The organism is Ruegeria sp. S263, assembly GCF_056780525.1.
In genome coordinates, this window is sequence record NZ_CM165558.1 from 1,508,624 (window position 1) to 1,532,034 (window position 23,411).

Annotated in this window: 27 protein-coding genes; 18 read left to right on the forward strand and 9 right to left on the reverse strand. The window is 57.2% G+C overall.

Translation table 11 applies throughout. The annotated features are described in order from the left end of the window. Positions 1-27: 27 nt before the first annotated feature. From ACT2B1_RS07545 to ACT2B1_RS07570, 6 genes are all read left to right on the forward strand, one after another. Positions 28-1,062: a TRAP transporter substrate-binding protein gene (locus tag ACT2B1_RS07545; protein WP_171122063.1), complete on the forward strand. Its 1,035-nt coding sequence runs from the start codon at positions 28-30 to the stop codon at positions 1,060-1,062. 148 nt (positions 1,063-1,210) lie between these two features. Continuing rightward, positions 1,211-2,896, forward strand: coding sequence for a Na/Pi cotransporter family protein (locus ACT2B1_RS07550; RefSeq protein ID WP_171240078.1), 1,686 nt, complete (start codon positions 1,211-1,213; stop codon positions 2,894-2,896). Between the two features lie 56 nt (positions 2,897-2,952). Further along, the gene (locus tag ACT2B1_RS07555) at positions 2,953-4,314 is read left to right on the forward strand and encodes a glutamine synthetase family protein (RefSeq protein ID WP_481668884.1); all 1,362 of its coding nucleotides are present in this window, start codon (positions 2,953-2,955) and stop codon (positions 4,312-4,314) included. A 93-nt stretch (positions 4,315-4,407) separates the two neighbouring features. Further along, positions 4,408-5,790 carry an aldehyde dehydrogenase family protein gene (locus tag ACT2B1_RS07560; protein ID WP_481668885.1) on the forward strand — a complete coding sequence of 461 codons (1,383 nt, stop codon included), beginning with the start codon at positions 4,408-4,410 and terminating at the stop codon, positions 5,788-5,790. Then, positions 5,787-6,932: an iron-containing alcohol dehydrogenase gene (locus ACT2B1_RS07565; RefSeq protein WP_171240081.1), complete on the forward strand. Its 1,146-nt coding sequence runs from the start codon at positions 5,787-5,789 to the stop codon at positions 6,930-6,932. Before ACT2B1_RS07560 ends, ACT2B1_RS07565 begins: the two co-directional genes overlap by 4 nt. A 58-nt stretch (positions 6,933-6,990) precedes the next feature. Next, positions 6,991-7,770 (forward strand): alpha/beta hydrolase, encoded by a 780-nt coding sequence (locus ACT2B1_RS07570; protein WP_171240082.1) that lies wholly within the window; start codon positions 6,991-6,993, stop codon positions 7,768-7,770. Here the strand turns inward: ACT2B1_RS07570 and ACT2B1_RS07575 are convergent. Beyond that, entirely contained in the window at positions 7,760-8,041 is a 282-nt protein-coding gene (locus ACT2B1_RS07575; RefSeq protein WP_171240083.1) for a hypothetical protein, read from the reverse strand. The two genes, ACT2B1_RS07570 and ACT2B1_RS07575, sit on opposite strands and share 11 nt — an antisense overlap. Positions 8,042-8,385: 344 nt before the next feature. Between ACT2B1_RS07575 and ACT2B1_RS07580 the strand changes: the two genes are divergently transcribed. Next, a complete protein-coding gene (locus ACT2B1_RS07580) occupies positions 8,386-8,913 on the forward strand; it encodes a hypothetical protein (RefSeq protein WP_481668886.1) in 528 nt (175 codons plus the stop codon). Next, positions 8,906-9,250: a hypothetical protein gene (locus ACT2B1_RS07585; RefSeq protein WP_481668887.1), complete on the forward strand. Its 345-nt coding sequence runs from the start codon at positions 8,906-8,908 to the stop codon at positions 9,248-9,250. Before ACT2B1_RS07580 ends, ACT2B1_RS07585 begins: the two co-directional genes overlap by 8 nt. On the opposite strand, the gene parE is transcribed toward ACT2B1_RS07585, so the two are convergent. Continuing rightward, positions 9,251-11,209: a DNA topoisomerase IV subunit B gene (gene parE / locus ACT2B1_RS07590; protein ID WP_171240086.1), complete on the reverse strand. Its 1,959-nt coding sequence runs from the start codon at positions 11,207-11,209 to the stop codon at positions 9,251-9,253. A gap of 174 nt (positions 11,210-11,383) precedes the next feature. On the opposite strand from parE, the gene ACT2B1_RS07595 reads away from it, so the two are divergent. Both ACT2B1_RS07595 and ACT2B1_RS07600 read left to right on the forward strand, forming a co-directional pair. After that, positions 11,384-12,196, forward strand: a complete 813-nt coding sequence (locus ACT2B1_RS07595; protein WP_481668888.1) for a class I SAM-dependent methyltransferase — start codon at positions 11,384-11,386, stop codon at positions 12,194-12,196. Between the two features lie 120 nt (positions 12,197-12,316). Further along, positions 12,317-12,925, forward strand: coding sequence for a carboxymuconolactone decarboxylase family protein (locus ACT2B1_RS07600; RefSeq protein ID WP_171126458.1), 609 nt, complete (start codon positions 12,317-12,319; stop codon positions 12,923-12,925). Between the two features lie 4 nt (positions 12,926-12,929). Here the strand turns inward: ACT2B1_RS07600 and ACT2B1_RS07605 are convergent, their stop codons facing one another. After that, entirely contained in the window at positions 12,930-13,805 is an 876-nt protein-coding gene (locus ACT2B1_RS07605) for an alpha/beta fold hydrolase (protein WP_171240087.1), read from the reverse strand. 126 nt (positions 13,806-13,931) lie between these two features. Here ACT2B1_RS07605 and ppk2 point away from each other — a divergent pair, with 126 nt between their 5' ends. Both ppk2 and ACT2B1_RS07615 read left to right on the forward strand, forming a co-directional pair. Next, positions 13,932-14,855 (forward strand): polyphosphate kinase 2, encoded by a 924-nt coding sequence (gene ppk2, locus ACT2B1_RS07610; protein ID WP_171122075.1) that lies wholly within the window; start codon positions 13,932-13,934, stop codon positions 14,853-14,855. 104 nt (positions 14,856-14,959) lie between these two features. Next, positions 14,960-16,333 carry an MATE family efflux transporter gene (locus tag ACT2B1_RS07615; RefSeq protein WP_171122076.1) on the forward strand — a complete coding sequence of 458 codons (1,374 nt, stop codon included), beginning with the start codon at positions 14,960-14,962 and terminating at the stop codon, positions 16,331-16,333. On the opposite strand, the gene ACT2B1_RS07620 is transcribed toward ACT2B1_RS07615, so the two are convergent. Further along, positions 16,334-16,735, reverse strand: a complete 402-nt coding sequence (locus ACT2B1_RS07620) for a hypothetical protein (RefSeq protein WP_171240088.1) — start codon at positions 16,733-16,735, stop codon at positions 16,334-16,336. Between the two features lie 11 nt (positions 16,736-16,746). After that, positions 16,747-17,949, reverse strand: a complete 1,203-nt coding sequence (locus tag ACT2B1_RS07625; RefSeq protein WP_171240089.1) for a pyridoxal phosphate-dependent aminotransferase — start codon at positions 17,947-17,949, stop codon at positions 16,747-16,749. Positions 17,950-18,040: 91 nt separating this feature from the next. On the opposite strand from ACT2B1_RS07625, the gene ACT2B1_RS07630 reads away from it, so the two are divergent. The 3 genes from ACT2B1_RS07630 (at position 18,041) to ACT2B1_RS07640 (ending at position 19,263) form a co-directional block, all read left to right on the forward strand. Continuing rightward, positions 18,041-18,433: a helix-turn-helix domain-containing protein gene (locus ACT2B1_RS07630; protein WP_171122079.1), complete on the forward strand. Its 393-nt coding sequence runs from the start codon at positions 18,041-18,043 to the stop codon at positions 18,431-18,433. Then, positions 18,430-18,687 (forward strand): succinate dehydrogenase assembly factor 2, encoded by a 258-nt coding sequence (locus ACT2B1_RS07635; RefSeq protein ID WP_481668889.1) that lies wholly within the window; start codon positions 18,430-18,432, stop codon positions 18,685-18,687. Before ACT2B1_RS07630 ends, ACT2B1_RS07635 begins: the two co-directional genes overlap by 4 nt. 78 nt (positions 18,688-18,765) lie before the next feature. After that, positions 18,766-19,263, forward strand: coding sequence for a MarR family winged helix-turn-helix transcriptional regulator (locus tag ACT2B1_RS07640; protein ID WP_481668890.1), 498 nt, complete (start codon positions 18,766-18,768; stop codon positions 19,261-19,263). Here ACT2B1_RS07640 and ACT2B1_RS07645 read toward each other — a convergent pair whose 3' ends face one another. The 3 genes from ACT2B1_RS07645 to ACT2B1_RS07655 are packed head-to-tail and all read right to left on the reverse strand — an operon-like array spanning position 19,264 to position 21,112. Then, positions 19,264-19,986 carry a DUF1194 domain-containing protein gene (locus ACT2B1_RS07645; protein WP_171126465.1) on the reverse strand — a complete coding sequence of 241 codons (723 nt, stop codon included), beginning with the start codon at positions 19,984-19,986 and terminating at the stop codon, positions 19,264-19,266. Beyond that, positions 19,983-20,651, reverse strand: a complete 669-nt coding sequence (locus tag ACT2B1_RS07650) for a DUF1194 domain-containing protein (protein ID WP_174834510.1) — start codon at positions 20,649-20,651, stop codon at positions 19,983-19,985. The genes ACT2B1_RS07645 and ACT2B1_RS07650 overlap by 4 nt, the downstream gene beginning before the upstream one ends. A 32-nt stretch (positions 20,652-20,683) precedes the next feature. Next, entirely contained in the window at positions 20,684-21,112 is a 429-nt protein-coding gene (locus tag ACT2B1_RS07655) for a VOC family protein (RefSeq protein WP_171122084.1), read from the reverse strand. Positions 21,113-21,287: 175 nt separating this feature from the next. Between ACT2B1_RS07655 and thyX the strand changes: the two genes are divergently transcribed. Together thyX and ACT2B1_RS07665 are read left to right on the forward strand one after the other, a co-directional pair. Further along, positions 21,288-22,199, forward strand: coding sequence for an FAD-dependent thymidylate synthase (gene thyX, locus ACT2B1_RS07660; protein ID WP_171126468.1), 912 nt, complete (start codon positions 21,288-21,290; stop codon positions 22,197-22,199). A gap of 61 nt (positions 22,200-22,260) precedes the next feature. Then, complete coding sequence (locus ACT2B1_RS07665; protein WP_481668891.1) at positions 22,261-22,569, forward strand: hypothetical protein; 309 nt, start codon at positions 22,261-22,263, stop codon at positions 22,567-22,569. Between the two features lie 79 nt (positions 22,570-22,648). Here ACT2B1_RS07665 and ACT2B1_RS07670 read toward each other — a convergent pair whose 3' ends face one another. Beyond that, positions 22,649-22,855 (reverse strand): cold-shock protein, encoded by a 207-nt coding sequence (locus tag ACT2B1_RS07670; RefSeq protein ID WP_170382500.1) that lies wholly within the window; start codon positions 22,853-22,855, stop codon positions 22,649-22,651. Positions 22,856-23,070: 215 nt separating this feature from the next. On the opposite strand from ACT2B1_RS07670, the gene ACT2B1_RS07675 reads away from it, so the two are divergent. Beyond that, on the forward strand, positions 23,071-23,388 hold the full coding sequence (locus tag ACT2B1_RS07675) for an ArsC/Spx/MgsR family protein (protein ID WP_481669008.1): 318 nt from the start codon (positions 23,071-23,073) through the stop codon (positions 23,386-23,388). Positions 23,389-23,411 lie beyond the last annotated feature (23 nt).

Genomic DNA, 23,411 nt, shown 5'->3' on the forward strand with positions numbered 1-23,411 from the left:
GAAAACCTACAACAGAGAGGAAATGACATGACAACAAGACGTAAGTTTCTGAAAACAGCCGGGGTAGGTGTTGCCGCCGCACCTCTGGCTGCGCCTGCACTGGCGCAGAGCACGATCACATGGCGGATGCAGACTTATGCCGGTCCTGCGCTTGCCGCCCATGTGATCGACCCCGCGATCGAGATGTTCAACAAGATCGCTGGCGACCGGATGCAGATCGAGCTGTTCTATGCCGATCAGCTTGTCCCGACCGGAGAGTTGTTCCGCGCCATGCAGAAGGGCACGATTGATGCGGTTCAGTCCGACGATGACTCGATGGCGTCGCCCACCGAAGTCACCGTGTTCGGCGGCTATTTCCCGTTTGCGTCGCGCTATTCGCTGGACGTGCCGGTGCTGTTCAACCAGTACGGCCTGAACGAGATCTGGGACGAGGAATATTCCAAGGTCGGCGTCAAGCATATCAGCGCCGGTGCATGGGACCCCTGCCACTTTGCCACCAAAGACCCGATTAACAGCCTGGCCGACCTACAAGGCAAGCGCGTCTTTACCTTCCCGACAGCGGGCCGCTTCCTAAGCCAGTTTGGTGTCGTGCCGGTGACCCTGCCTTGGGAAGATATCGAAGTCGCCGTGCAGACCGGCGAGTTGGACGGCATCGCATGGTCCGGCATCACCGAGGACTACACTGTCGGTTGGGCGGATGTGACCAACTACTTCCTGACCAACAACATCTCGGGCGCATGGGCGGGATCGTTCTTTGCAAATATGGATCGCTGGAACGAGCTGCCCGAAGACCTGCAGACCCTTTTCCGCGTCTGCTGTGACCAGTCGCACTACTATCGTCAGTGGTGGTATTGGGGTGGCGAGGCCAGCCTGCGCGTCAACGGCGATAAGATGCAGCTGACCTCGATCCCGGATGAAGAATGGGCGACGGTTGAAGAAGCGGCCGTTGCCTTCTGGGATGAAATCGCAGCCGAGTCCGAGACCAAGGCGAAGGTCGTCGAGATCTTCAAGCAGTATAACGCCGACATGCTCAAGGCCGGGCGGCCTTATCGTTACGGCTAAAATCCAAGCGACTACGGCGCGCGGCCTCGGTCGCGTGCCGGTATTGAACCACTGGAACCCCTGTCCCCAATGCTAGGCTTGCCTCCGAAACAGACAAGAACGCTCCGGTCACGCTTTGGCGTGAACCGAGTCCGTGGGGTATAGGCAAATGGCAATCGCCGGGTTCCTGATCGAGATTTTTGCGGCAACCATGTTGTTGCTTTTTGCGGTGCGGCTGGTCCGCACGGGCATCGAACGGCGCTTTGGTGCGTTGTTTCAGTCGCTGTTGACGCGCCATTCAAACGTATTTGTTGCAGGTGGGGCCGGTATGGTTCTGGCCACGATCCTGCAAAGCTCGGCCGCGGTGACGGTATTGCTGACCGGTTTTGCGGCGGCTGGCATGGTCAGCTTTGGCATCGCATTGGCCGGGGTGCTGGGTGCGGATCTGGGGGCTGCGCTGGTCATTCAGGTTTTGTCTTACGATCTTGGCTGGCTGCAACCCGTTTTGCTGGCGCTTGGTGGCTGGCTTTACCTCAAATCCGATCGCGCCAATGTGCGGCTGATCGGGCGCATTGTTCTTGGCATTGCGTTCATTCTGGTCTCATTGCAGTTCCTGCGGGATGCGGTTGATCCGATCCGCGAAAGCGCCTTTTTGCCCGCGATCGCGGGCTATCTGGAAAGCGACTATTTCAGCGCCTTCATCGTGGGCGCTGTTTTGGCCTTTGTTATGCACAGTTCCGTGGCGACGATCCTGATGTGCGTAACACTGGTTCAGGTCGGAGCAATCCCCTTTGCGGCTGGTCTTTCGCTGGTGCTTGGGGCCAATCTGGGTTCGGCCTTCATTCCGATCTGGCTGACGCGTGACCTGACGGTTTCCGCGCGTCGCATTCCGCTGGCCAACCTTCTGCTGCGCGGCAGTGCGGCGCTGGTGATGCTGATCGCGGTCAACGTGACCGGCGCGCATCAGGCGCTTATGGCGGCCGGGGCAGGGCAGTCGTTGATCCTGGCCCATATCGGGTTCAACCTTGCCGTATTCGTGCTGGCCACAGGGTTCGTAAATTGGTTGGAACGCCCGATGACGCTGTTGCTGCCCGAGCCAAAGGACGAGGCAGGCGTGATGGATCAGTTCTCGTACGCGCTGAGCCCACTGAACGATCCCAGCGCGTCAGGGGCGAATGTCGCGATGTCCTCGGTCCGGCATGAGCTGTTGCAGATGGTCACGCAGGTCGAGCGCATGTTCCGCCCGGTTCTAGATATCTACGAACAGGATGATAGCGACGCGATCTCGGCCCTGTGGCAGCAAGATGAACGGGTGAATGCGCAGTTGACCGAAATCCGACGTTTTTTCGCCCGGATGCCGCGCCAGAACATGAGCAAGGCGCAGATCAAGGCGGCACGCGGCTTGGTCGAATACGCGATCCGGCTTGAGGCTGCGGGCGACGTGGTATCCAACCGCATGACCCGAACCGCGCAGATCAAACACACTGAACGTACCGAATTTTCGACGCAGGGCTGGAAGGAGCTCAAGGATCTGCACGCGACTGTGCTGGCTAGTTTCTCGCTTGCTCGGCATGTGCTGCTGGTTGATGACATGGATTGCGCGCGCCGATTGGTGCTGGACAAGGTCGAGGTCAAGCGGATGTCACGGAAGAGCCGCAAGGCGCATCTGAAACGGCTTGAGAGAGGCCAGGCCGAGAGCTTCGCCTCTAGCGATCTGCATCTTGAAACATTGCGCGCCATGCGTGACCTGCACGGGCATATCGCCGCCGTCGCCTATCCGATCCTCTATCAAAGCGGGCAGGTGCTGGAAACACGTTTGGTGATGGAAATGGAAAACGAAGCGGTCGAAGACTAGGGCCGCGGGACAGAGTTTGGGGCGATAGCCCCAGAAAATAACAAAGGATGAACGGGATGGGCAATGACGCACGTTTGGACGATCTGAAAGCCAAGGTCGAAGCCGGTGAGGTCGATACCGTGCTGGTCTGCATGGTCGACATGCAGGGGCGCTTAATGGGCAAGCGTTTCCATGCAGGGCATTTCGTGGCTGGCGCATGGGAGGAGACCCATTGTTGCAACTACCTGCTGGCGACAGACCTCGAGATGGCGACCCCCGATGGCTATGCCGCCACAAGTTGGGAACGCGGCTATGGCGATTACGTGATGAAGCCCGACCTGAGCACTCTGCGCCCGGTGCCGTGGCTTGAGCGCACCGCTATGGTGATGTGCGATGTGCTGGATCACCACACGCATGAGGAAGTACCCCATGCGCCTCGGTCCATTCTGAAAAAGCAGGTGAACCGGCTGAAGGCTATGGGCTATGACGCAATGTGCGCCACCGAGTTGGAGTTCTTTCTGTTCGAGAAAAGCTTTGACCAGATCCGCAAGGAGGGCTTCCGCGATCTGGAGCCTATCTCGGGCTATAACGAAGACTATCACATCCTGCAGACCACCAAGGAAGAGCATGTGATGCGTCCGATCCGCAACCATCTGTGGAATGCGGGCATACCGGTCGAGAATTCGAAAGGGGAGGCCGAGACCGGGCAGGAAGAGTTGAACATCAAATATGCGGCGGCGATGGACACTGCCGAGTATCACTCGATTGCCAAGAACGCGGTGAAAGAGATCGCGTGGCAGCATGGTCATGCGGCGACGTTCCTGCCCAAATGGCATCATGAGAAAGTGGGCAGTTCGTCCCATGTGCATCAGTCGCTTTGGGCGGATGGGCAACCGGCGTTTTTCGATAAGTCGGATGCGCTGGGCATGTCGGCTCTGATGAAAAGCTACATGGCTGGATTGTTGAAATACGCGGCCGATTACACCTATTTCATGGCACCGTACGTTAACAGCTATAAGCGGTTCATGAAGGGCACCTTTGCGCCTACACGGATCATCTGGTCGGTGGACAATCGCACCGCGGGGTTCCGTTTGTGTGGGGATGGCACCAAGGCGGTACGGGTAGAGTGCCGTATTCCGGGTTCGGACATGAACCCTTATCTGGCTATGGCAGGGATGCTGGCCGCTGGGATTGCCGGGATTGAAGAGGGGCTGGAGTTGCAGCCTCCGACGCAGGGAGACGTCTATCAGGGCGAAACGGGTATGATCCCCGGCAATCTGCGTGCGGCGCGGGATGCGTTGTATGGGTCAGCCATGTTGCGGGCTGCCATGGGCGACGAGGTGGTCGATCATTATTCCCGTGCGGCAGAGGTCGAGGTTGAAGAATTCGAGCGTGTGGTGACCGATTGGGAAATCGCGCGCGGGTTTGAGCGGGCTTGAGACGGGTTGGCTGGGGGCTCTGCCCCCAGACCCCCGGGATATTTTTGGCCAGATGAAGCAGGGGATCCTGCTTCTTTCGGAAATGGAGTGAAGATGGGGCAGATGTTGAAATGTGTCTCACCGATTGATGGATCGGTTTATGCAGAGCGTGAAGTGCTGTCGGCTGAGGCGGCGTTTGAGGCTGCTGCGCTGGCGCGGGCGGCACAGGCGGATTGGGCGGCGCGTCCGTTGCAGGAGCGGACCCGCCTTGTGATGGCAGGCGTGGCTGCTGTGGGTGCGATGAATGATGAGATCGTGCCCGAGCTTGCGCATATGATGGGTCGCCCCGTGCGCTATGGCGGTGAGTTCGGTGGGTTCAATGAGCGTGCCAGCCATATGGCCGAGATTGCCGAGGTTTCGCTGGCTGATATCGCGGTGGGTGAGGATGAGACCTTTAAGCGCTATATAAAGCGTATCCCGCATGGGGTCGTTTTTGTAGTGGCGCCCTGGAACTATCCTTACATGACGGCGATCAACACGGTCGCGCCTGCGTTGATTGCGGGCAATGCGGTGGTGTTGAAACATGCCACGCAGACTTTGTTGGTGGGTGAGCGGATGACGCAGGCATTTCATGCAGCGGGCGTGCCGCAGGATGTGTTTCAGAACGTGTTCCTCAGCCATGACGTGACCAATGATCTGATCGCGGGCAGGGCGTTTGATTTTGTGAACTTCACCGGCTCGGTCGGTGGCGGGCAGGCGATGGAACGCGCGGCGGCGGGCACCTTTACCGGCGTTGGCACCGAGCTGGGCGGCAAGGATCCTGGCTATGTCATGGAGGATGCCGATCTGGATGCGGCCGTGGATACGTTGATCGACGGGGCGATGTTTAACTCGGGCCAGTGTTGTTGCGGGATCGAGCGGATTTATGTGCATGAGAGCCTTTACGATGCGTTTGTTGCCAAGGCGGTTGGGGTCGTGAACGGCTATAAGCTAGGCAACCCGCTGGATGCCGAGACGACGATTGGTCCGATGGCCAATGTCCGCTTTGCCGATGAGGTGCGCGCGCAGATTGCCGAAGCGGTCGCGGCGGGTGCGGTGGCCCATATCGAGACCTTCGCCGAGGATGATGGCGGGGCCTACCTGACCCCGCAGATCCTGACCAATGTCACCCATGATATGCGCGTGATGCGGGACGAAAGCTTTGGCCCGGTGGTGGGCATCATGAAAGTCTCGTCCGACGAAGAAGCCATCGCGCTGATGAATGACAGCGAGTTTGGCCTGACCGCCAGCCTCTGGACCCGCGATGTGGATCGTGCTGCGCGGGTGGGGGACCAGATCGAAACCGGCACCGTGTTCATGAACCGGGCGGACTATCTGGACCCGGGCCTGTGTTGGACCGGTTGCAAGAATACAGGGCGCGGAGGGGGATTGTCGGTCATCGGCTATCACAACCTCACACGTCCCAAATCCTACCATCTGAAAAAGGTGACATCATGAGCCTTGTTGGAAACTGGTCATATCCGACCGCGATCAAGTTTGGCGCTGGCCGGATCAAGGAATTGCCCGAAGCTTGCGCAGCTGCCGGGATGAAACGCCCTTTGCTGGTGACTGACAAGGGGCTAGCCGATCTGCCGATCACGACGGCGACGTTGGATATCCTTGAGGCTGCGGGACTGGGCCGCGGTCTGTTCAGCGACGTTGACCCGAACCCCAATGAAAAGAACCTCGAAGCCGGGGTTGCCGCCTATAATGCGGGCGGCCATGACGGCGTGATTGCCTTTGGCGGTGGCTCGGGGCTGGATCTGGGCAAAATGGTTGCGTTCATGTGCGGCCAGACTCGTCCGGTGTGGGATTATGAGGATATAGGCGACTGGTGGACCCGTGCTGATGCCGATGCCATCGCGCCGATCATCGCCGTGCCGACCACGGCTGGGACGGGGTCCGAGGTGGGGCGCGCAAGCGTCATCACCAATTCGGAAACACATGTCAAAAAGATCATCTTCCACCCGAAAGTGCTGCCGACGGTCGTGATCTGCGACCCCGAGCTGACCGTGGGTATGCCCAAGTTCATCACCGCAGGCACCGGTCTGGATGCATTCGCCCATTGTGTCGAGGCGTTCTCGAGCCCGCATTACCACCCCATGTCCCAAGGCATCGCGCTGGAGGGGATGCGGCTGGTTAAGGACTACCTGCCGCGTGCCTATAAAGACGGCTCCGATATCGAAGCGCGCGCCCAGATGATGAGCGCGGCGGCGATGGGGGCGACGGCGTTTCAAAAGGGCCTTGGCGCGATACACGCGATGAGCCACCCGATTGGCGCGGTGTTCAACACCCATCACGGCACCACGAACGCCGTTTGTATGCCGGCCGTTCTGGACTTTAACGCCCCCGCCATCGCCGACCGTTTCCAGCAGGCCGCGGCCTATCTGGGCATTGAGGGCGGCTTTGACGGCTTCCGCGCCTTTGTGCAGGAGTTCAACGACAGCTTCGCCATCCCGCGCAAACTGTCCGATCTGGGCGTGACCGAAGCACGGGTCCCCGAACTGGTCAAAGGCGCGATCATCGACCCGTCCTGCGGCGGCAACCCGATTGAATTGACCGAAGACAACCTGACCGCGTTGTTCAAAGCCGCGCTGTAACAGGCTTGCAGACACGCTCCTTCACCTCGCATACTGTGTGCAGGTGAGGGAGATTTTCATGACCAAAGAGATAGTTCTGATCCACGGGGCCTTTGCCGGGCCGTGGTGTATGCAGGATTACGCGGGCTTCTTCCGCGCGCGCGGCTGGACGGTACACACCCCCGCGCTGCGCTATCATGTTGGAGACCCCAAGGCCGAGCCTGACCCCGGTCTGACCGATACCAGCGTTATGGATTACGCCGATGACATTGCCGCATTCGTGCAGGGGCTGGACAGCAAGCCTGTGCTGCTGGGCCATGCCATCGCGGGGGTTGTGGCGCAGCAGGTGGCGTCTCGTGGGCTGGCCAGCGCCATTGTCCTGATCAACCCGAACGCGGCCTGGGGGACGTTGCCCGAAACCGATGACGAACGCGCTGTACCGCGTGCGCTGATGGAGGGCGGGGCGTTCTGGAAACAGCCCATGCGCGTCGATTTCGATCTGATGGCCCCTTTTGCGCTGAACAAACTGCCCGAGGCGCAGCAGCACGCGGTGTTCGACCAGCTCGGCCCCGAAAGCGGGCGGGTGATGTTCGAGATGTTCTTTTGGATGTTCGACGACCACCACGCGATGAAGGTGGACAGGGACAAGGTCGACTGCCCCGTTCTGATCGTTTCCGGCACCGAGGACCGGGCCGTGAACCCCAACACCTGTCGCTCGCTAGCCAATCTGTACGGCGAACGCGCAACCTTTCTGCCCGTAGAAAACCACGCGCATTTTCTGTTCATGGAGCCCGGCTGGGAAGGCCCGGCCGGACAGATTGCGGACTGGCTGGATCAGACGTCGGGTGTCACCGGCTGATCTGGAAGCTGCTTTGGGGTTTCCAGCTGAGTGAGCCGTCGTCGTTCTTAACACAGCGCAGCAGGTGCTCTTCACGGGTACTGATCGTGTCAGTCACAGTATTATCGCCGAAGATCACCACAAAAGCGTCCTGTGAATAGGCCATGCCTGCGTAATAGCAAAACCGGGTCTCAGCCCCATCCGGAATTGGCGATGCAGTGCTGAGCGTTTGTTGCGCGGTCACTTGGCTGGCCAGCAGGGCCAGGGCCAACCCAAGGGTTACTGTCTTCATGTCGTCCTCCCGTTGAAAAATCAGTGGGTCAAATGGGTCTTGGACGCTCGGGAACCTCAAATGTCGTTCTTGAATGACGGGTTGAGAGTAAGTGTGAACGAGATCAACGGGTTAGGCAAGGGGCGGCGGCGGATGTAAAAAATGACGTCTCAATCTTTCTGTCACTGCAGGATATAAAACACTGCGGGTATACCGAAGGCTTAACAAGCATTTTTTGAGTTTTTGTTGCAATGCAGCCCGGTTGTTTTTTGTCGTCTTTTGAGCAGTTGGTGATTTTTGTGACGTTGGGGGGGGCGCTTCTGTGAATGAAGATCTAGTTGTTGATAATTAATAGAATTTAGTTCATGTGTTTCAAGAAAACTGGAGGCTGTTTTTTTAAATATGGCGTTTTTAGAAGCTGTCTATTTATGGAAGGGTACAGTCTTCTCGGGACGATTTTTGGTGCTCTTTCACTCATTTTTGCCTTTCTAGCTGCGCGGAGAGCAAAAAAGGCCAGTATTGTGGCAGAAAATGCTGTTTCACTCTTTTCAGCATTTGATGCTGTAGGAAGCATCGGCTCGATTGTAGAAAATCTAAAAAGTGCGCGGCATGAAATTAGGGGAAAAGACTGGAGGCGGGTTTCCGAAAACTTGGAAACCGCTCAATTGGAAGTGGTCAGGTTGTTGTCTGCGGACAGAGTTTCCTTAGGAGAAAAACGTACAAAGCTAGAAACAGTTTTGGATCTAATTAAGCGTTTGGCGCGATCCGCGGACGCAGCAGAAGAACGGGGCATGGCTATGGATACGCTCAAGTCCAAACAAACAATTGAGTTGATACTGCATGAATTGATCTCCATTCAAGAGTATCTAAAGGGGCACGCGAGAAATGAGTAAAAAATGGATCGAGCTGTTCGGGGCGGTTCAGCAAAAAACCGATACCGGTGAACTTGATTGGGAATGGGATCAATTCTCGCGCACGTTGGAGGCACCGGTCGGAAGACGTACAGTTCGATTAGCTCTTTCGAGTGCAGGAGATGACACGCTCTCGATTCGAAACGACGAAGGAGACACTGTCGACAGGTTTACAGACGAAGACTTAAAAGATGCCTCAAATTATCACTATACAACCCAAGACTTTCGTCAGCTCTACGAGACGGCCAGAAGGATCGCTTTCGATGCTGATAAGGAAGTTGATGAGCTACTGAAGGATCTACGCGCAGACGACTCGTAGCTAGACATCCAACTCCTCAACAAACCGCGCGTTCTCCTGAATGTATTGGAATCGCAGTTCAGGCTTCTTACCCATCAGGCGCTCGACCAGATCGCCGGTTTCGCCGGGTTCGTCCTCGTCAATCGTGACGCGGATCAGTTTGCGCGAAGCCGGGTCCATCGTGGTTTCTTTCAGGTCCTTGGCGTCCATCTCGCCCAGACCCTTGAAGCGCGAGACGTCGATCTTGCCTTTGCCGCCCAGACCTTTTTCCAGCCATTCGTCCCGCTCGGCTTCGTCCAGACAATAGACACGCTTGGCGCCTTGGGTCAGGCGATAGAGGGGCGGGCAGGCCAGATAAAGGTGGCCCGCGTCAATCATGGGCCGCATCTGGGTGAAGAAGAACGTCATCAGCAAGGACGCGATATGCGCGCCGTCCACATCCGCGTCGGTCATGATGATGATCTTGTCATAGCGCAGGTCGTCGACGTTGAACTTGGTGCCAAGGCCCACACCCAGCGCTTGGGTCAGGTCGTTGATCTCGGCATTGGTGCCCAGCTTGGAACTGGCCGCACCCAGCACGTTCAGGATCTTACCGCGCAGGGGCAAAAGGGCCTGTGTTTTGCGGTCGCGGCCCATTTTTGCGGAGCCGCCCGCAGAATCTCCCTCGACGATGAATAATTCGGTGCCGTCGCGTGTTGAACTAGAGCAGTCCACCAACTTGCCGGGAAGACGAAGTTTTTTAGTGGCGGACTTGCGTTGTGTCTCTTTCTCGGCCCGTCGGCGCAGACGTTCCTCGGCTCGGAGTATCACAAAGTCGAGTATCGCGCCGGCGGATTTCGTATCCGCCGCCAGCCAGTTATCGAAATGGTCGCGGACTGAATTTTCGACCAGTCGCTGCGCCTCGACTGTGGCAAGGCGGTCTTTGGTCTGGCCCACAAATTCCGGCTCGCGGATAAAGCACGACACCAGCGCGCAGCCGCCGGTGATCAGGTCATCACGGGTGATCCGCGCGGCTTTCTTGTTGTTGATCAACTCGCCATAGGCCTTGATCCCCTTGAGGATCGCGGCCCAGAATCCCGCCACATGGGTGCCGCCTTCGGGGGTGGGGACGGTGTTACAGTAGGATTGGATGAACCCATCGCGCGAGGGCGTCCAGTTGATCGCCCATTCGACCTTGCCCGGTGTGCCGAATTTCTCGGTGAAGTCCACGGTGCCTGCGAAGGGTTGTTCGGCATAGGTGGACGAGCCGTTCATCGTCTCCTTGAGGTAATCGGACAGGCCGCCCGGGAAGTGGAACGTCGCCTCGGTCGGGGTCTCGCCGTCGTCGATATGCGATTTCCAGCGGATTTCGACGCCCGAGAATAAGTAGGCCTTAGAGCGGATGGACTTGAACAGTCGTGCCGGTTTGAATTTGTGGTGGCCAAAGATTTCGGCATCCGCATGGAAGGTGACCGTGGTGCCGCGCCGGTTGGGGGCTGCGCCGACCTTTTCCACTGGACCCAGTGGGATACCGCGCGAGAACCGCTGTTCGAACAGCGTCTTGTCACGGGCCACCTGCACAACCATAGAATCCGACAACGCATTCACCACCGAGGCACCAACCCCATGTAGACCGCCCGAGGTCTGGTAGGCCTTGCCCGAGAACTTACCGCCCGCATGTAGGGTGCACAGGATGACCTCAAGCGCGGATTTGTCGGGGAATTTGGGGTGCGGATCAATCGGGATGCCGCGTCCGTTGTCGCGCACGGTTAGCGCATAATCTTCGTGCAGCTCAACCTCGATACGGTTGGCGTGACCGGCGACCGCCTCATCCATCGAGTTGTCGAGGATTTCCGCGACCATGTGGTGCAAAGCGCGCTCATCCGTGCCGCCGATATACATGCCGGGGCGTTTGCGAACGGGTTCCAGACCTTCAAGAACCTCGATCGAAGAGGCGTCATATGTAGCGGTCGCGCTGGGCGTCAACAGATCGTCGGGCATCGGTGCTGCTCTTGTTTTTGGGTTTTGCCCATTATGGCAGGTGATGTGGTCCGGGGGAAGAGGGACGCGAAGTGTTGTGGGATTTTGCCAAACCTAGGCCGCCATTCGCGCGTTAGCCCGTTTTCGCATAAGATTGGGACACTTGGCATTATCAATTAATTGGGGGAATTTGAAATGACCACGAACTCGGCCAGTTTCGTAGGAGATATACCGACACATTACGACAAGGGTCTGGGGCCAAATATCTTCGTCGACTACGCGGCACTCATTGCTGAAAAGTGCTGCGATGAGCCCGCCAGTTCGGTGATTGAACTGGCGGCGGGTACCGGAATAGTCAGCAGATTCTTGCGGGACAAGTTACCGGCAGAGGCAAGTCTGTTGGTGACCGACCTGAACGCGCCGATGCTGGAAGTGGCGAAGGCCAAGTTTTCCGGTGACGAGAACATTCAGTTTGCGGTTGCCAATGCGATGGAGCTTCCGTTTGACGGGCCGGAATTTGACTTAATGGTCTGTCAGTTCGGCGTAATGTTCTTTCCCGACAAAATCGCATCATATCGAGAAGCAGCGCGCGTTTTGCGGCCGGGCGGCAGATATGTCTTCAATGTCTGGAGCCCAATGTCAGAGAACCCATTTTCGCAGATGGCACACGAGCTTATGCAGAAGGTTTTTCCTGACGACCCGCCTGGGTTCTACAAAGTTCCTTTTCACTATGGCGATCCTGCCACCGTTCTTGGCGATCTGTCTTCCGCCGGGTGGAGCAACGTAACGCATGAAATCATTAAAATTCAAAAGAAGATTCAGGATCTGGAGGTGTTCTCCAGATCGTTGGTTTTTGGGAACCCGCTGATTGACGAAATCAATGAACGCGGCGGTGTCGACCCCGAGGACGTCGTTAAGGAATTTAGGGCCGAATTGGAAAATCGCTTTGGCCCAGATGGCATGACGATGCCTTTGTCCGCCACAATGTTTGTTTGTCGCTTGGACTGAGAAATCTCGGCACCGCATCCGGGGTGATAAACAGAAAACTGGTCCGCGATAGGCCCTCGTAGATCTTGTCGCGGGCGTCTAAGGTGCGCTCGTTGTGTGTGAAAAAAGCAAGGAAACCGAATGAGTTGGATCAAGACAGTTCCGTTCGATCAGGCATCGGGCAGGTTGAAAAAACTGTACGACCGTGTGACCGGCCCCGGAAATAATGTGGATAATATTATGATGGTGCATTCCTTGCGGCCGCATTCGATGGAAGGCCACATGGCGCTTTATAAGAATGTCCTGCACCATTCTGCCAATACGATCCCGAAATGGTTTCTTGAGGTGCTGGGTGTTTGGGTCAGTTCCTTGAATCGCTGCGCCTATTGCGTTGAACATCATTTCAGCGGATTGCAACGCCTGCTGAACGACCCCGATCGCGGCAATGCCATTCGCGCGGCAATCGAGGCAGGTTCCCCCCAATCCGCCCCACTGGACGCGGCACAAATCGCCGCTATGATGTATGCGCGCAAATTGACAGAAGCCCCGTCAGACATGGTTGCGGCCGATGTCGAGGCGTTGCGGAAGGCCGGGTGGGATGACGGCGAGATCCTCGAGATCAATCAGGTCTGTGCGTATTTCTCCTATGCCAACCGGACGGTTCTGGGGCTTGGCTGTTCGACGGATGGTGATGTTCTTGGGCTATCGCCGAACAACTCGGACGACCCGGCCGATTGGGGGCATCGCTAGGCGGTCAAGACGCCATCCAGTTCTTGATTTCCTGCGCCAAAACCTCGGGGCGCTGATGGTGCAGCCAATGATCAGCGCCGGGAATGTCGATCCTGGTCAGGTCCGGGGCAAAGTCCTCCAGCCCGGCAGTCGACTCGGGCAGCAGCGCGGTGTCTTCGGGTCCCCAAAGCAACAGGTGCGGACATTTGATCATCAGCCGATCCAAGGGCAAGTCCGGCAGGTCAGTCAGGGGCTTATCCGGGTCGGCAACGATCAGAGGTGACGCCCGGTACCAATTCAGCATCGCATCAAGCCGCCCGGGGCGCGCCCATTCGGTGCGGTAGTCCTGCATTTGTTCGTCAGATAGCCAGTCAACCCCCATGCCGCGCCGGAAAAAGCGTTCCAATAGGGAAAAATCATCGGCCGAGAACCGCTGGGCCGCGTTTGGGTCGCGCAGGTCGTTGATGTATTGGGATGCTTTTGACTGTGCGCCTCCTTCCGCAAGGGCACGTTGAAACGGAACCGGATGAACCCCGTTTGCGATAATCAGCTTGCTGACCAGTTCCGGCCGGAACATGGCTAGCCCGTAGGCCACTGCCGCGCCCCAGTCGTGACCCAGAACGCAAACGGGTGCACCGGCATCCTCGATGAGGGCTGCCATGTCGGAAACCAGTTTGGACAGGGCATAGTGATCAGTTCCCGCTGGGGCCCAACTTTGACCAAAGCCGCGCTGATCGGGGGCGATGCAATGGAAGTGTTCTGACAGGTGCGGGGCCAGATCGCCCCACGCACCGCCATATTCAGGGAAGCCGTGCAGCATCAGCATCACCGGCAGCGAAGGGTCGCCCCAACTGCGCAGATAAAAACTCTGACCATTAAGCTTGATAAACCTGTTTTCCATAGCGGAACCCCTTGGAGTGTTTACGTAAACGCGACAAGAAAGATGTAGCAGTTTGACACCAATCAAAGCGCGTTTTTTCACATTCTGCTAGATGCCTTGTCGGACAGTGTAGCAAGGAGAGACTGAATGGAAACAGCGGCGCAGATCGAACAGAAAAACGGTCAGGTTCAAATCGTACCACCTTTGGCCGACACAGAACGCCAGCCCAGCCCGGACAAAATTCGCCATGCTTTCGAAAGCGGCAAATATCCTTATGACCGCAAGTTGGCCCGTAAAACGTACGAAGAACAAAAGGCCCAGTTGCAGGCTGAATTGCTGAAAGTCCAGCTATGGGCGCAGGAGACCGGTCAGCGGTTCGTGTTGCTGTTTGAGGGGCGCGATGCCGCAGGCAAGGGTGGTACGATCAAAAGGTTCATGGAGCATCTGAACCCCCGGCAAGCCCGCGTTGTGGCCCTGAACAAGCCGACATGGGAAGAAAAAGGCCAATGGTATTACCAGCGTTACGTGCAGGAATTGCCAACGGTTGGGGAAATGGTTTTCTACGACCGCTCCTGGTACAACCGTGCGGGTGTCGAGCGGGTCATGGGGTTCTGCTCTCCGAATGAATACCTTGAGTTCATGCGGCAAACCCCAGAGCTAGAGCGTATGTTGGTTCGTTCCGGCATTCAGCTTTACAAATACTGGTTCTCGGTCACGCAAACCGAACAGCAGCGCCGTTTCAAAAGCCGCGAGACTGATCCGTTGAAGCAGTGGAAGCTGTCTCCCATCGACAAGGCCAGCCTGGACAAGTGGGAGGACTACACCGAGGCGAAAGAGGCGATGTTCTTCTATACAGACACAGCCGACGCCCCGTGGACCATCATCAAGTCGAACGACAAGAAGCGCGCGCGCCTCAATACGATGCGTCACTTCCTGTCGACGCTGGATTATCCGGATAAGGACCATGACATCGTGGGTGAACCCGATCCGCTGATTGTCGGACAGGCACATCACGTGATCCATCGGTCCGAGCATATTCTGGGTAACTCGCTGCACCCTGACGCGCGATAGGGGGTGTCCGGGGCGTGGATTTTGCCTTGGGTTTCATAGTCTCACTGTGAAATTTCACTGTTCTGGTCTTGTCCCGGCCTCTGGCCGGGCATAAGGCTGGGGCAATGAACAAGGTGATGACATATCGCGGCCATTTCCGGGCCATTGCCGTACTGGGCCTGCCGTTGATCGGCGGGCATCTGGCGCAGTTTGCCATCGGTCTGACCGATACCATCATGCTGGGATGGTATGGGGTCGAGGCGCTGGCCGCAGTCACGCTGGCCAGCAGCTATTACTTTGTGTTGTTTCTGTTTGGTGCTGGGTTTGGGTGGGCCGTCATGCCCATCGTAGCCACCGCCGCCGCCGAAGAGGACGAGACGAGCATTCGTCGCTCGACCCGCATGGGGCTGTGGCTGTCGCTGATCTATGCGGCGTTGATGATGCCGCTTTTGTGGTGGTCGTACCCGATCCTGATTGCATTGGATCAGGAGCCGGAAGTGGCCAAAACCGCATCCGAATACCTGCGGGTTGCAGGCTGGGGGTTATTTCCGGCGCTTATAGTAATGGTATTGAAATCCTATCTGGCGGCGCTCGAACGCACTCAGATCGTGTTGTGGATCACCGTCACAGCCGCCGTGGTCAACGGGTTCACCAACTATGCGCTGATCTTTGGAAACTGGGGCGCGCCAGAGCTTGGCGTTATTGGTGCGGCTATTGCCTCGGTCGTGACACAGATCGTTTCATTGGTATTCGTCGTAATCTATGCAGTGCGCGTTTTGCCTGAACACAGCCTGTTTCAACGCTTTTGGCGGCCGGATTGGGAATTCTTCTTCAGCGTGCTGCGTTTGGGCGTGCCCATCGGCTTGACCACATTGGCCGAGGTCAGCCTGTTTGCAATGTCAGCGATCATGATGGGTTGGCTGGGTCAGGTGCCTCTGGCGGCCCACGGGATCGCGCTGAACCTCGCCTCCGCCACGTTCATGGTGCATCTCGGGCTGTCCAATGCGGCCACGATCCGTGCGGGCAATGCGTTAGGGCGCAAAGATCGGGCGCATCTTGAAAAAGGGGCGATCGCGGTGACGGGGATGTCATTGGTGATGTCGATCCTGACGGTGATCCTGTTCCTGACCTGCGCCGAGCCGTTGATTTCGCTATTCATGGAACCCGATGATCCGCAGCGCTCGCAAATCTTGCTGATCGGCACCGGGCTTCTGGCGATGGCGGCACTGTTTCAACTGGTGGACGGAGCGCAAGTTATCGCCCTGGGCCTGTTGCGAGGGTTGCAGGACGCCAAGATACCGATGGTGATGGCGGGGCTCAGCTATTGGGTAATTGGAATCCCGGCCTCGTATTACTTTGGCTTTGTCCGCGGGATGGACGGCATCGGCGTCTGGCTCGGCCTCGTTCTGGGACTGGCCTGCGCAGCCGTTCTTCTGATGGCCCGGTTTTGGCTACGGTCCGTTCGCGGGGTTCCGATGGCCGCCAGCAATTCGGCCTGATCAGCTTTTGTCCAAGCGATCAGCTTTCTTGCGCACCAGCACCGACCGCAGATCGTGCATCGCCAGCAGCAACCGGTCCGTAACGTATTCAAGCTGTTCGTCGGTTGCCTTGGATTGCGCCCATTGCGCGGTCAGATTCAGGTAGTCGACCGCCCGGTGAATGTCGTCGATATCCCGGCGGGCCAACAGCTCTTTGCGCTCGTCCATCCACCGCTCGATTTCAGTCCGATCCGCCTCGGACAGCGAGCGTTGGCCATGTGGTTTGACCTCACCGTTGCGGATGTTGATGACAGCAATCTGATCCATCTCGATCCGGCGCTGGCGGTTTTCAGTGTCGATCTTGAAAACCACTGCACCGTTTTCTCGAACACGGAAATAGTATTCAGGCAACATTGCTGTCATGAAACCTCCGATCAGGTCAGGGACGCGCAAAAGCGTTGTATGCGTGTGCAAGCTTCGGTCAGCGCCTCGTCCGACGTTGCATAGCTGACGCGGAAATTCGGCGACAGGCCAAAGGCTGCGCCGAACACGACGGCCACATCCGCCTCTTGCAGCAGGGCGGTTGCGAACGCCTCGTCGTTTTCGATCACAGTGCCCGCAGGTGATGTCTTGCCGATTAGCCCCGCAATGGATGGATAGACATAGAATGCGCCCTCGGGCGTGGGGCAGGTTATGCCGTCAATATCGTTCAGCATCTGCACCACCAGATCGCGGCGACGTTTGAACGTCACGTTGTTCGGGGCCAGAAACGCCTGTGTTCCATTCAAAGCCTCGACCGCTGCCCATTGGCTGACGGAACAGGGGTTTGACGTCGACTGAGATTGGATTTTGCGCATCGCCGCAATCAATTCCACCGGCCCCGCCGCGTATCCGATCCGCCAACCGGTCATGGCATAGGCCTTGGACACGCCGTTGCAGGTCAGTGTGCGTTCGTACAGCCCAGGTTCAACCTCTGCCGGGGTGCAGAACTCGAACCCGTCATAGGCCAGGTGTTCGTACATATCATCCGACATGATCCACACATGCGGGTGACGCATCAGAACATCCGTCAACGCCTTCAGTTCCGCGCGGCTATACCCTGCGCCGGTGGGATTGGACGGAGAGTTAAAGATGAACCACTTGGTCTTAGGCGTGATCGCGGCCTCAAGCTGGTCTGGGGTCAGCTTGAAGCTGTTTTCAAGCGTTGTTTCCACGATCACCGGAGTACCGCCCGCCAGCAACACCATATCAGGGTAGCTAACCCAATAGGGGGCGGGGATAATCACCTCATCGCCTTCGTTTATCGTGGCCATCAGCGCGTTATAAAGCGTCTGCTTGCCCCCGGTGCCAACTGAAATCTGCGCAGGGGTATATTCCAGCCCGTGATCGCGCTTCATCTTGACGCAAGCGGCCTCTTTGAGTTCGGGGATGCCGTCGGGTGCTGTGTATTTCGTCTTGCCCGCGGCGATGGCGGCGACCGCTGCGTCCTTGATATTCTGAGGGGTGTCAAAGTCCGGTTCCCCGGCGCTTAGACCGATAACGTCACGTCCTTCGGCCTTCAATTCGGCGGCTTTGGCCGTCATTGCGATTGTAGGCGACGGTTTTACGCGTGACAGTGTCGCAGACAGGAAACTCATTGGGGCCCTCTGTTTGAATGATCAACTTGTCTGTCATAGGGTGCGCCCGAATGACGATCAAGCAATATGACCTATAGAATTGGAGACCCGAATGAACGATGAAAACGACTGGTATGGGCCGGACGCTGCAACATTCGGGGATCGGTTGGCTGGCGCGCGGGAAGCCGGTGGAATGACACAGTCTCAATTGGCGCGCCGATTGGGGGTAAAGAAGGCCACGATCGCGGCGTGGGAAAATGACCTGTCCGAGCCTCGGGCCAACCGTCTGTCGATGCTGGCTGGTATGGTCAATGTCTCGATTATGTGGTTGCTGACGGGCGAAGGCGAGGGGATGGATGCGCCTGTCGAAGCCGACGAAAGCGCGCCCGAACTGGCCGAGGTCGTTGCTGAACTACGCTCGATCCGGGGTGAAATGCGCGCCAGTTCCGAGCGCGCAGCGCGTCTGGAAAAGCGCGTCCGACTGATGCTGGAGCAAAGCAAATGACCGAAACCCAGGACGTCAGGATCAAACGCCTGAAAATGCGCTCTATGCGTCGGGGGATCAAGGAAATGGACTTGATTTTGTCGGCATATGCGGATCGGAACCTAGCTGGAATGGATGGGGGCGGGTTGGATAACTATGACGCGCTTCTGCACGAAAATGATCAGGACCTCTATCAGTGGGTGACAGGTCAGGTCGCGCCGCCTGCGCGATATTCCGATTTAATTTCGGATATCGCTCAAACGTTTCAAAAATAACGAGAAACCGGACTTAACTGATTTTTCGGTTTTTCAATTCATGCTGCGTGAAACAGCGCGATTGAATCGGAGGATCGGATGAGTATGGAAATGCAGGTCTCCGCGCCGGCGGCCAAGGGTTTCATGACCAGTTACCTTGAGGCGCTCGCCTTGGTCGAGCGGCTGCACCGTCTGCTTCTGGATGTCATCAAGGATGAGTTTGAACGCGTCGGCGTGTTGGAAATCAACGCTGTGCAGGCGTTGCTTCTGTTCAATATAGGCGATCACGAGGTTACGGCTGGTGAATTGAAAAGTCGCGGCTACTATCAGGGCAGCAACGTCAGCTATAACCTGAAAAAACTGGTGGAAATGGGGTATATGCACCATCAACGGTGCGAGATTGATCGCCGTTCCGTTCGGGTCCGACTAACGCCACAAGGGCGACAGATCCGTGACATCGTATCCGAATTGTTTTCTCGTCATGCCGAAGGTCTGCAATCCCGCGGGGTGCTGGAATTCGAAGGGATCGGGGATATCACGGGGTCACTGCGCCGGGTGGAGCGGTATTGGACGGATCAGATCCGCTATATTTACTAGCTAGGGGCGGGCGGTCCGGCCGACCGCGGACAGGGACAGGCCCTCCAGTTCTCGGATCAGTTTGCGAGTCATCGCAGCTTTGTATTCGTCAAACCCCAGCGCGACTTCCACAAAAGCATCGGGGCCCATTATGACCGAGGTAGTGAAATAGGCCGTCAGTTCACTAACCTGAACCGTGCGCTGATCGGACTGATCGGCGTCGTCGACACCGATGACCAGCCCATTGATGGTGATCCCACTTCGGGATAGCTCGTTCTTGACCTCTTGTGGATGGGGGCCAAGGTTGCGTTTGCCATCCCCCGACAGATCAAGTGTTTGTTTCCAGCATTCGGACTGTTGCGCCAATAGATCGGCCCCGAACCGCATCGCCGACCCTAGCGCCGTGCCTTGCGGCGCGTTGCTGCGGGTCACCGAACTTAATTTGGCTTCGATCCGCGCAAGGTCTTGGCGAACGCGGATATCGGTCCAGTTCACAAGGATACGCTGGTGATGAGTTTCACTCCATTCGAAGATCGCCATTCGCACCGGAGCTAACCCTTCGGACAGGATCAACTGTTGGACTTCCGGGCTTTGCAATGCAGCAGCGACACCGTCCAGTTGCAACCGGTATTCCGCCTGATCGACAGACCCCGATACGTCCAGACCCAGGGCCAGCGCCTGTCTGCAGTCACACGCCGCCGGGCTGCCCAGAAAAGAAGCCGCAATCGCGATCGGGCGTATCATTCGGGGTCGGCATCTTGAAGGGCGCCGATTTGCAGCCCTTTCAGTTCGCGTTCCAGTTTGCGGCGCATTGCGCGCTCAAAGTCCTCGAACCCCTGCGCGACTTCCAGAAACGCGCCGGGGCCATGCAAGACGTTGTTTTCGAAAAACGGGATGAGAAACAACTCTCCCTCAAAATCCGCGGCATTGATGACCAGACCGTTGACCACCGTGTTTTCAAACGGGAAGTGCCTGTACGCGGAATCTGGCCCGTACCCATCGTTGTTAGACCCATCACCAGACAGGTCGATGGTTTGGAACAGGCACGCTGGGGCCTGTTGCATCAACGTCGCCCCGAATGCCAGCGCGTATCCCATGGCGGTGGCTGAACCACTGTCGGTTCTGACCGAACCTTGAACTGTCGCGGCTGCGGTCAGCAGATCAGCCTGCGTTCGGATCATCGTCCAGTCCAGAATGACGTGTTGTGTGTCGCGGCCGCTCCATTCGTAAACGGCCAGGGCAACGGGCATGGGCGACGAGAAAAACGCCTGCGTGACCTCGGGCGCGATAAGGGCAGCGGCTAAACCCTGCCGCTGCAAGACATCCTCGGCCGCATCGACCGAGGTCGAGATATCCATAGCCAGCGCAAGGGCGAGGCGGCAGGTCTCGGCCTTCAGGGAGCCGGCCATAAAGGCCAAACCTAATGTTGCAAGCCAGCGGATCACCAGTGGCCAGTGCTGTCCATGCTGACCCAGGGCTCTGCTGGAGCCAAGGCTTCACCGTTCTGGAGCAGTTCGACAGAAATATTGTCAGGTGACCGCACGAAAGCCATTCTGCCGTCACGTGGCGGGCGGTTTATAACCACGCCATTGTCCTGCAACTGCTGGCAAATGTCATAGATGTTGTCCACGCCATAGGCGAGGTGCCCGAAATGCCGGCTGTCACTGGGCAGCGCATCATCGCCATCCCAATTGTAAGTCAGCTCGATCGGCCGATCCTCCTGTCCCGGAGGCGCCATGAAGATCAAGGAAAAACGCCCCTCTTCACTTTCGTAACGGCGTGTCTCTTTCAGGCCAAGCAGCTCATAAAACGCCATGGATTTCTCCAGATCTTTAACACGCACCATGGTGTGGAGGTATGTGAGCCCCATTGCGGCTTCCTTTCTATTTCGGTGATAGCCTGCAGATTAGCGCGCAGACCAAGCGTGTCGAGAGGCCGCCGGGGCACATTTTAAAATTTGCTGTGCAGGGCGCACATATCGCGGTTCCGGTCGTGGAGTTGTCGAGATATAGTGGTGGGCGACTCATTGCTGGAAAGGAATATTCATGCCGCTGTCCACCGACCAACTGGCCGAGATCGAAGCGCAACGGGCGCAATCGCATCCAACACGCCGCGTTGTGGCAGCGGGAATGGAGGATCACCTTTACACCGCGCATCAGGTCCTGGACCACGGTTTTGTGCGCGTGATCGACTATATGGGCGATGACGCCGCCATTTGTCAGGCCGCCCGCGTTTCCTATGGCAAGGGCACCAAATCCGTTCAGAACGACGAAGGCCTGATACGCTATTTGATGCGGCATTGGCACTCGACCCCGTTCGAGATGTGCGAGATCAAGCTGCACGTCAAACTGCCCGTCTTTGTCGCGCGTCAGTGGATTCGGCACCGGACGGCAAATGTGAACGAATACTCGGCCCGTTACTCGATCCTTGATCGTGAGTTCTACATCCCCGCGCCCGACCACGTCGCGGCGCAGTCCGAGATCAACAACCAGGGCCGAGGTGACGCCCTGCAGGGGGAAGAGGCCGCGCGCGTTCTGGAAATGCTCAAGGCAGACAGTGCCCGCTGTTACGACAACTATGAGGCGATGATCAGTCAGGATGGCCAGCAAGGATTGGCGCGCGAATTGGCGCGGATGAACTTGCCTGCAAATATTTATACGCAATGGTATTGGAAGGTGGACCTGCACAATCTGTTCCACTTCCTGCGTTTGCGCGCTGACCCGCATGCTCAGTATGAAATCCGTGTTTATGCCGACACCATGTGCAAGATCGTCGCCGACTGGGTGCCGTTTGCCTATCGTGCGTTCGAAGACTATCGGCTGGGCGCGGTGAACCTGTCTGCGCAGATGGTCGATTGCCTGCGCAGAATGCTGTCGGGCGAGGCTGTGACACAGGAGAATTCAGGGATGACCGCGCGGGAATGGCGCGAGTTTCAGGGTGTCATCCAGAAAGGATGATGCCCGGATAAGGCATATCGGTTGTCTATACATTTTGTCATGAAACTGTTACGATCGGTGCATGACATTTGTGACACCTCTTAGATACGTATGCGTTGGTTTGTTGTTGGCGACTCCGGTTTCTGCCAAGTCGCCAATAGCCGAAGTGATCTGCGAACCGACCCCGAAAATGCATGACAAGCTTCTTCGTCAGTTCGGGGCCGAGCGGCACGCAACCGGCCTGCGTGGACCCGAACAGTTGATGGAGGTCTGGACCAGTAAATCAGGTGACTGGACCATGGTCGTCACGTATTCGACGGGCACGTCATGCATTGTGGCAATGGGACAAGACTGGCATACCCGTGCCGAAGATAAACCGGCCCGAGGGTAAGGTCGCACACCTTTAGCGGCGGACAACGGCTGAAAATTAGCCGTTGGCCTGTTTTTTAGTTCCCGCAGTAACGGGGAAATTAAAGCGGCTTCAAATCAGCGGCCATTTGGCGGCCATCACGTCCGTCTTGCAGCTCGTACGAGATTTTCTGATTGTCAGCGAGCCCGGTCAGACCGGACCGTTCTACGGCCGAGATATGAACAAATACGTCCTTGCCGCCCTCATCAGGGGCAATAAACCCATAGCCTTTAGTGGTATTAAACCATTTCACGGTGCCAGTTGGCATTTCCCGTGTCTCCTTCTACTTACACGTTGTCCCACAAATTGGTGGGGGTAGTGATTGACGCCACCGCAACACATCACCGCCTCGCCCACACGCCACGGCCCGGATTGCGCATTTCGTCTTTTTCAACATTGCACGGTGAAGTAAAAAATCAAGAATTACCGAAAGAAGCAGGCGAAAATGCTAAAAATTGGCTCAAAATCAGGAGTTGCCTAAAAATGCGCCTTTTTGGTCTAAAGACATGTGATACTTGCCGTAAGGCTTTGAAATCACGTCCTTCTGCCGAATTTGTTGATGTTCGCAGCCAAGGCGTGCCTGAATCTGTACTGTCTGAGGCGTTCGATATTTTCGGCGGTGGTTTGCTTAATACACGGTCAACCACATGGCGTGGTCTGGATGAAGAGCAGCGCGCGCGACCTCCGTTGGAGCTGATACAGGATCATCCGACCCTGATGAAACGACCGCTGATTGAACGGGATGGCGCGCTTTTTTTGGGTTGGACCCCGGAAACCAAGACAGCACTTGGCGTTTCCTGAAAGCGTACCTATCTGCTTTGACG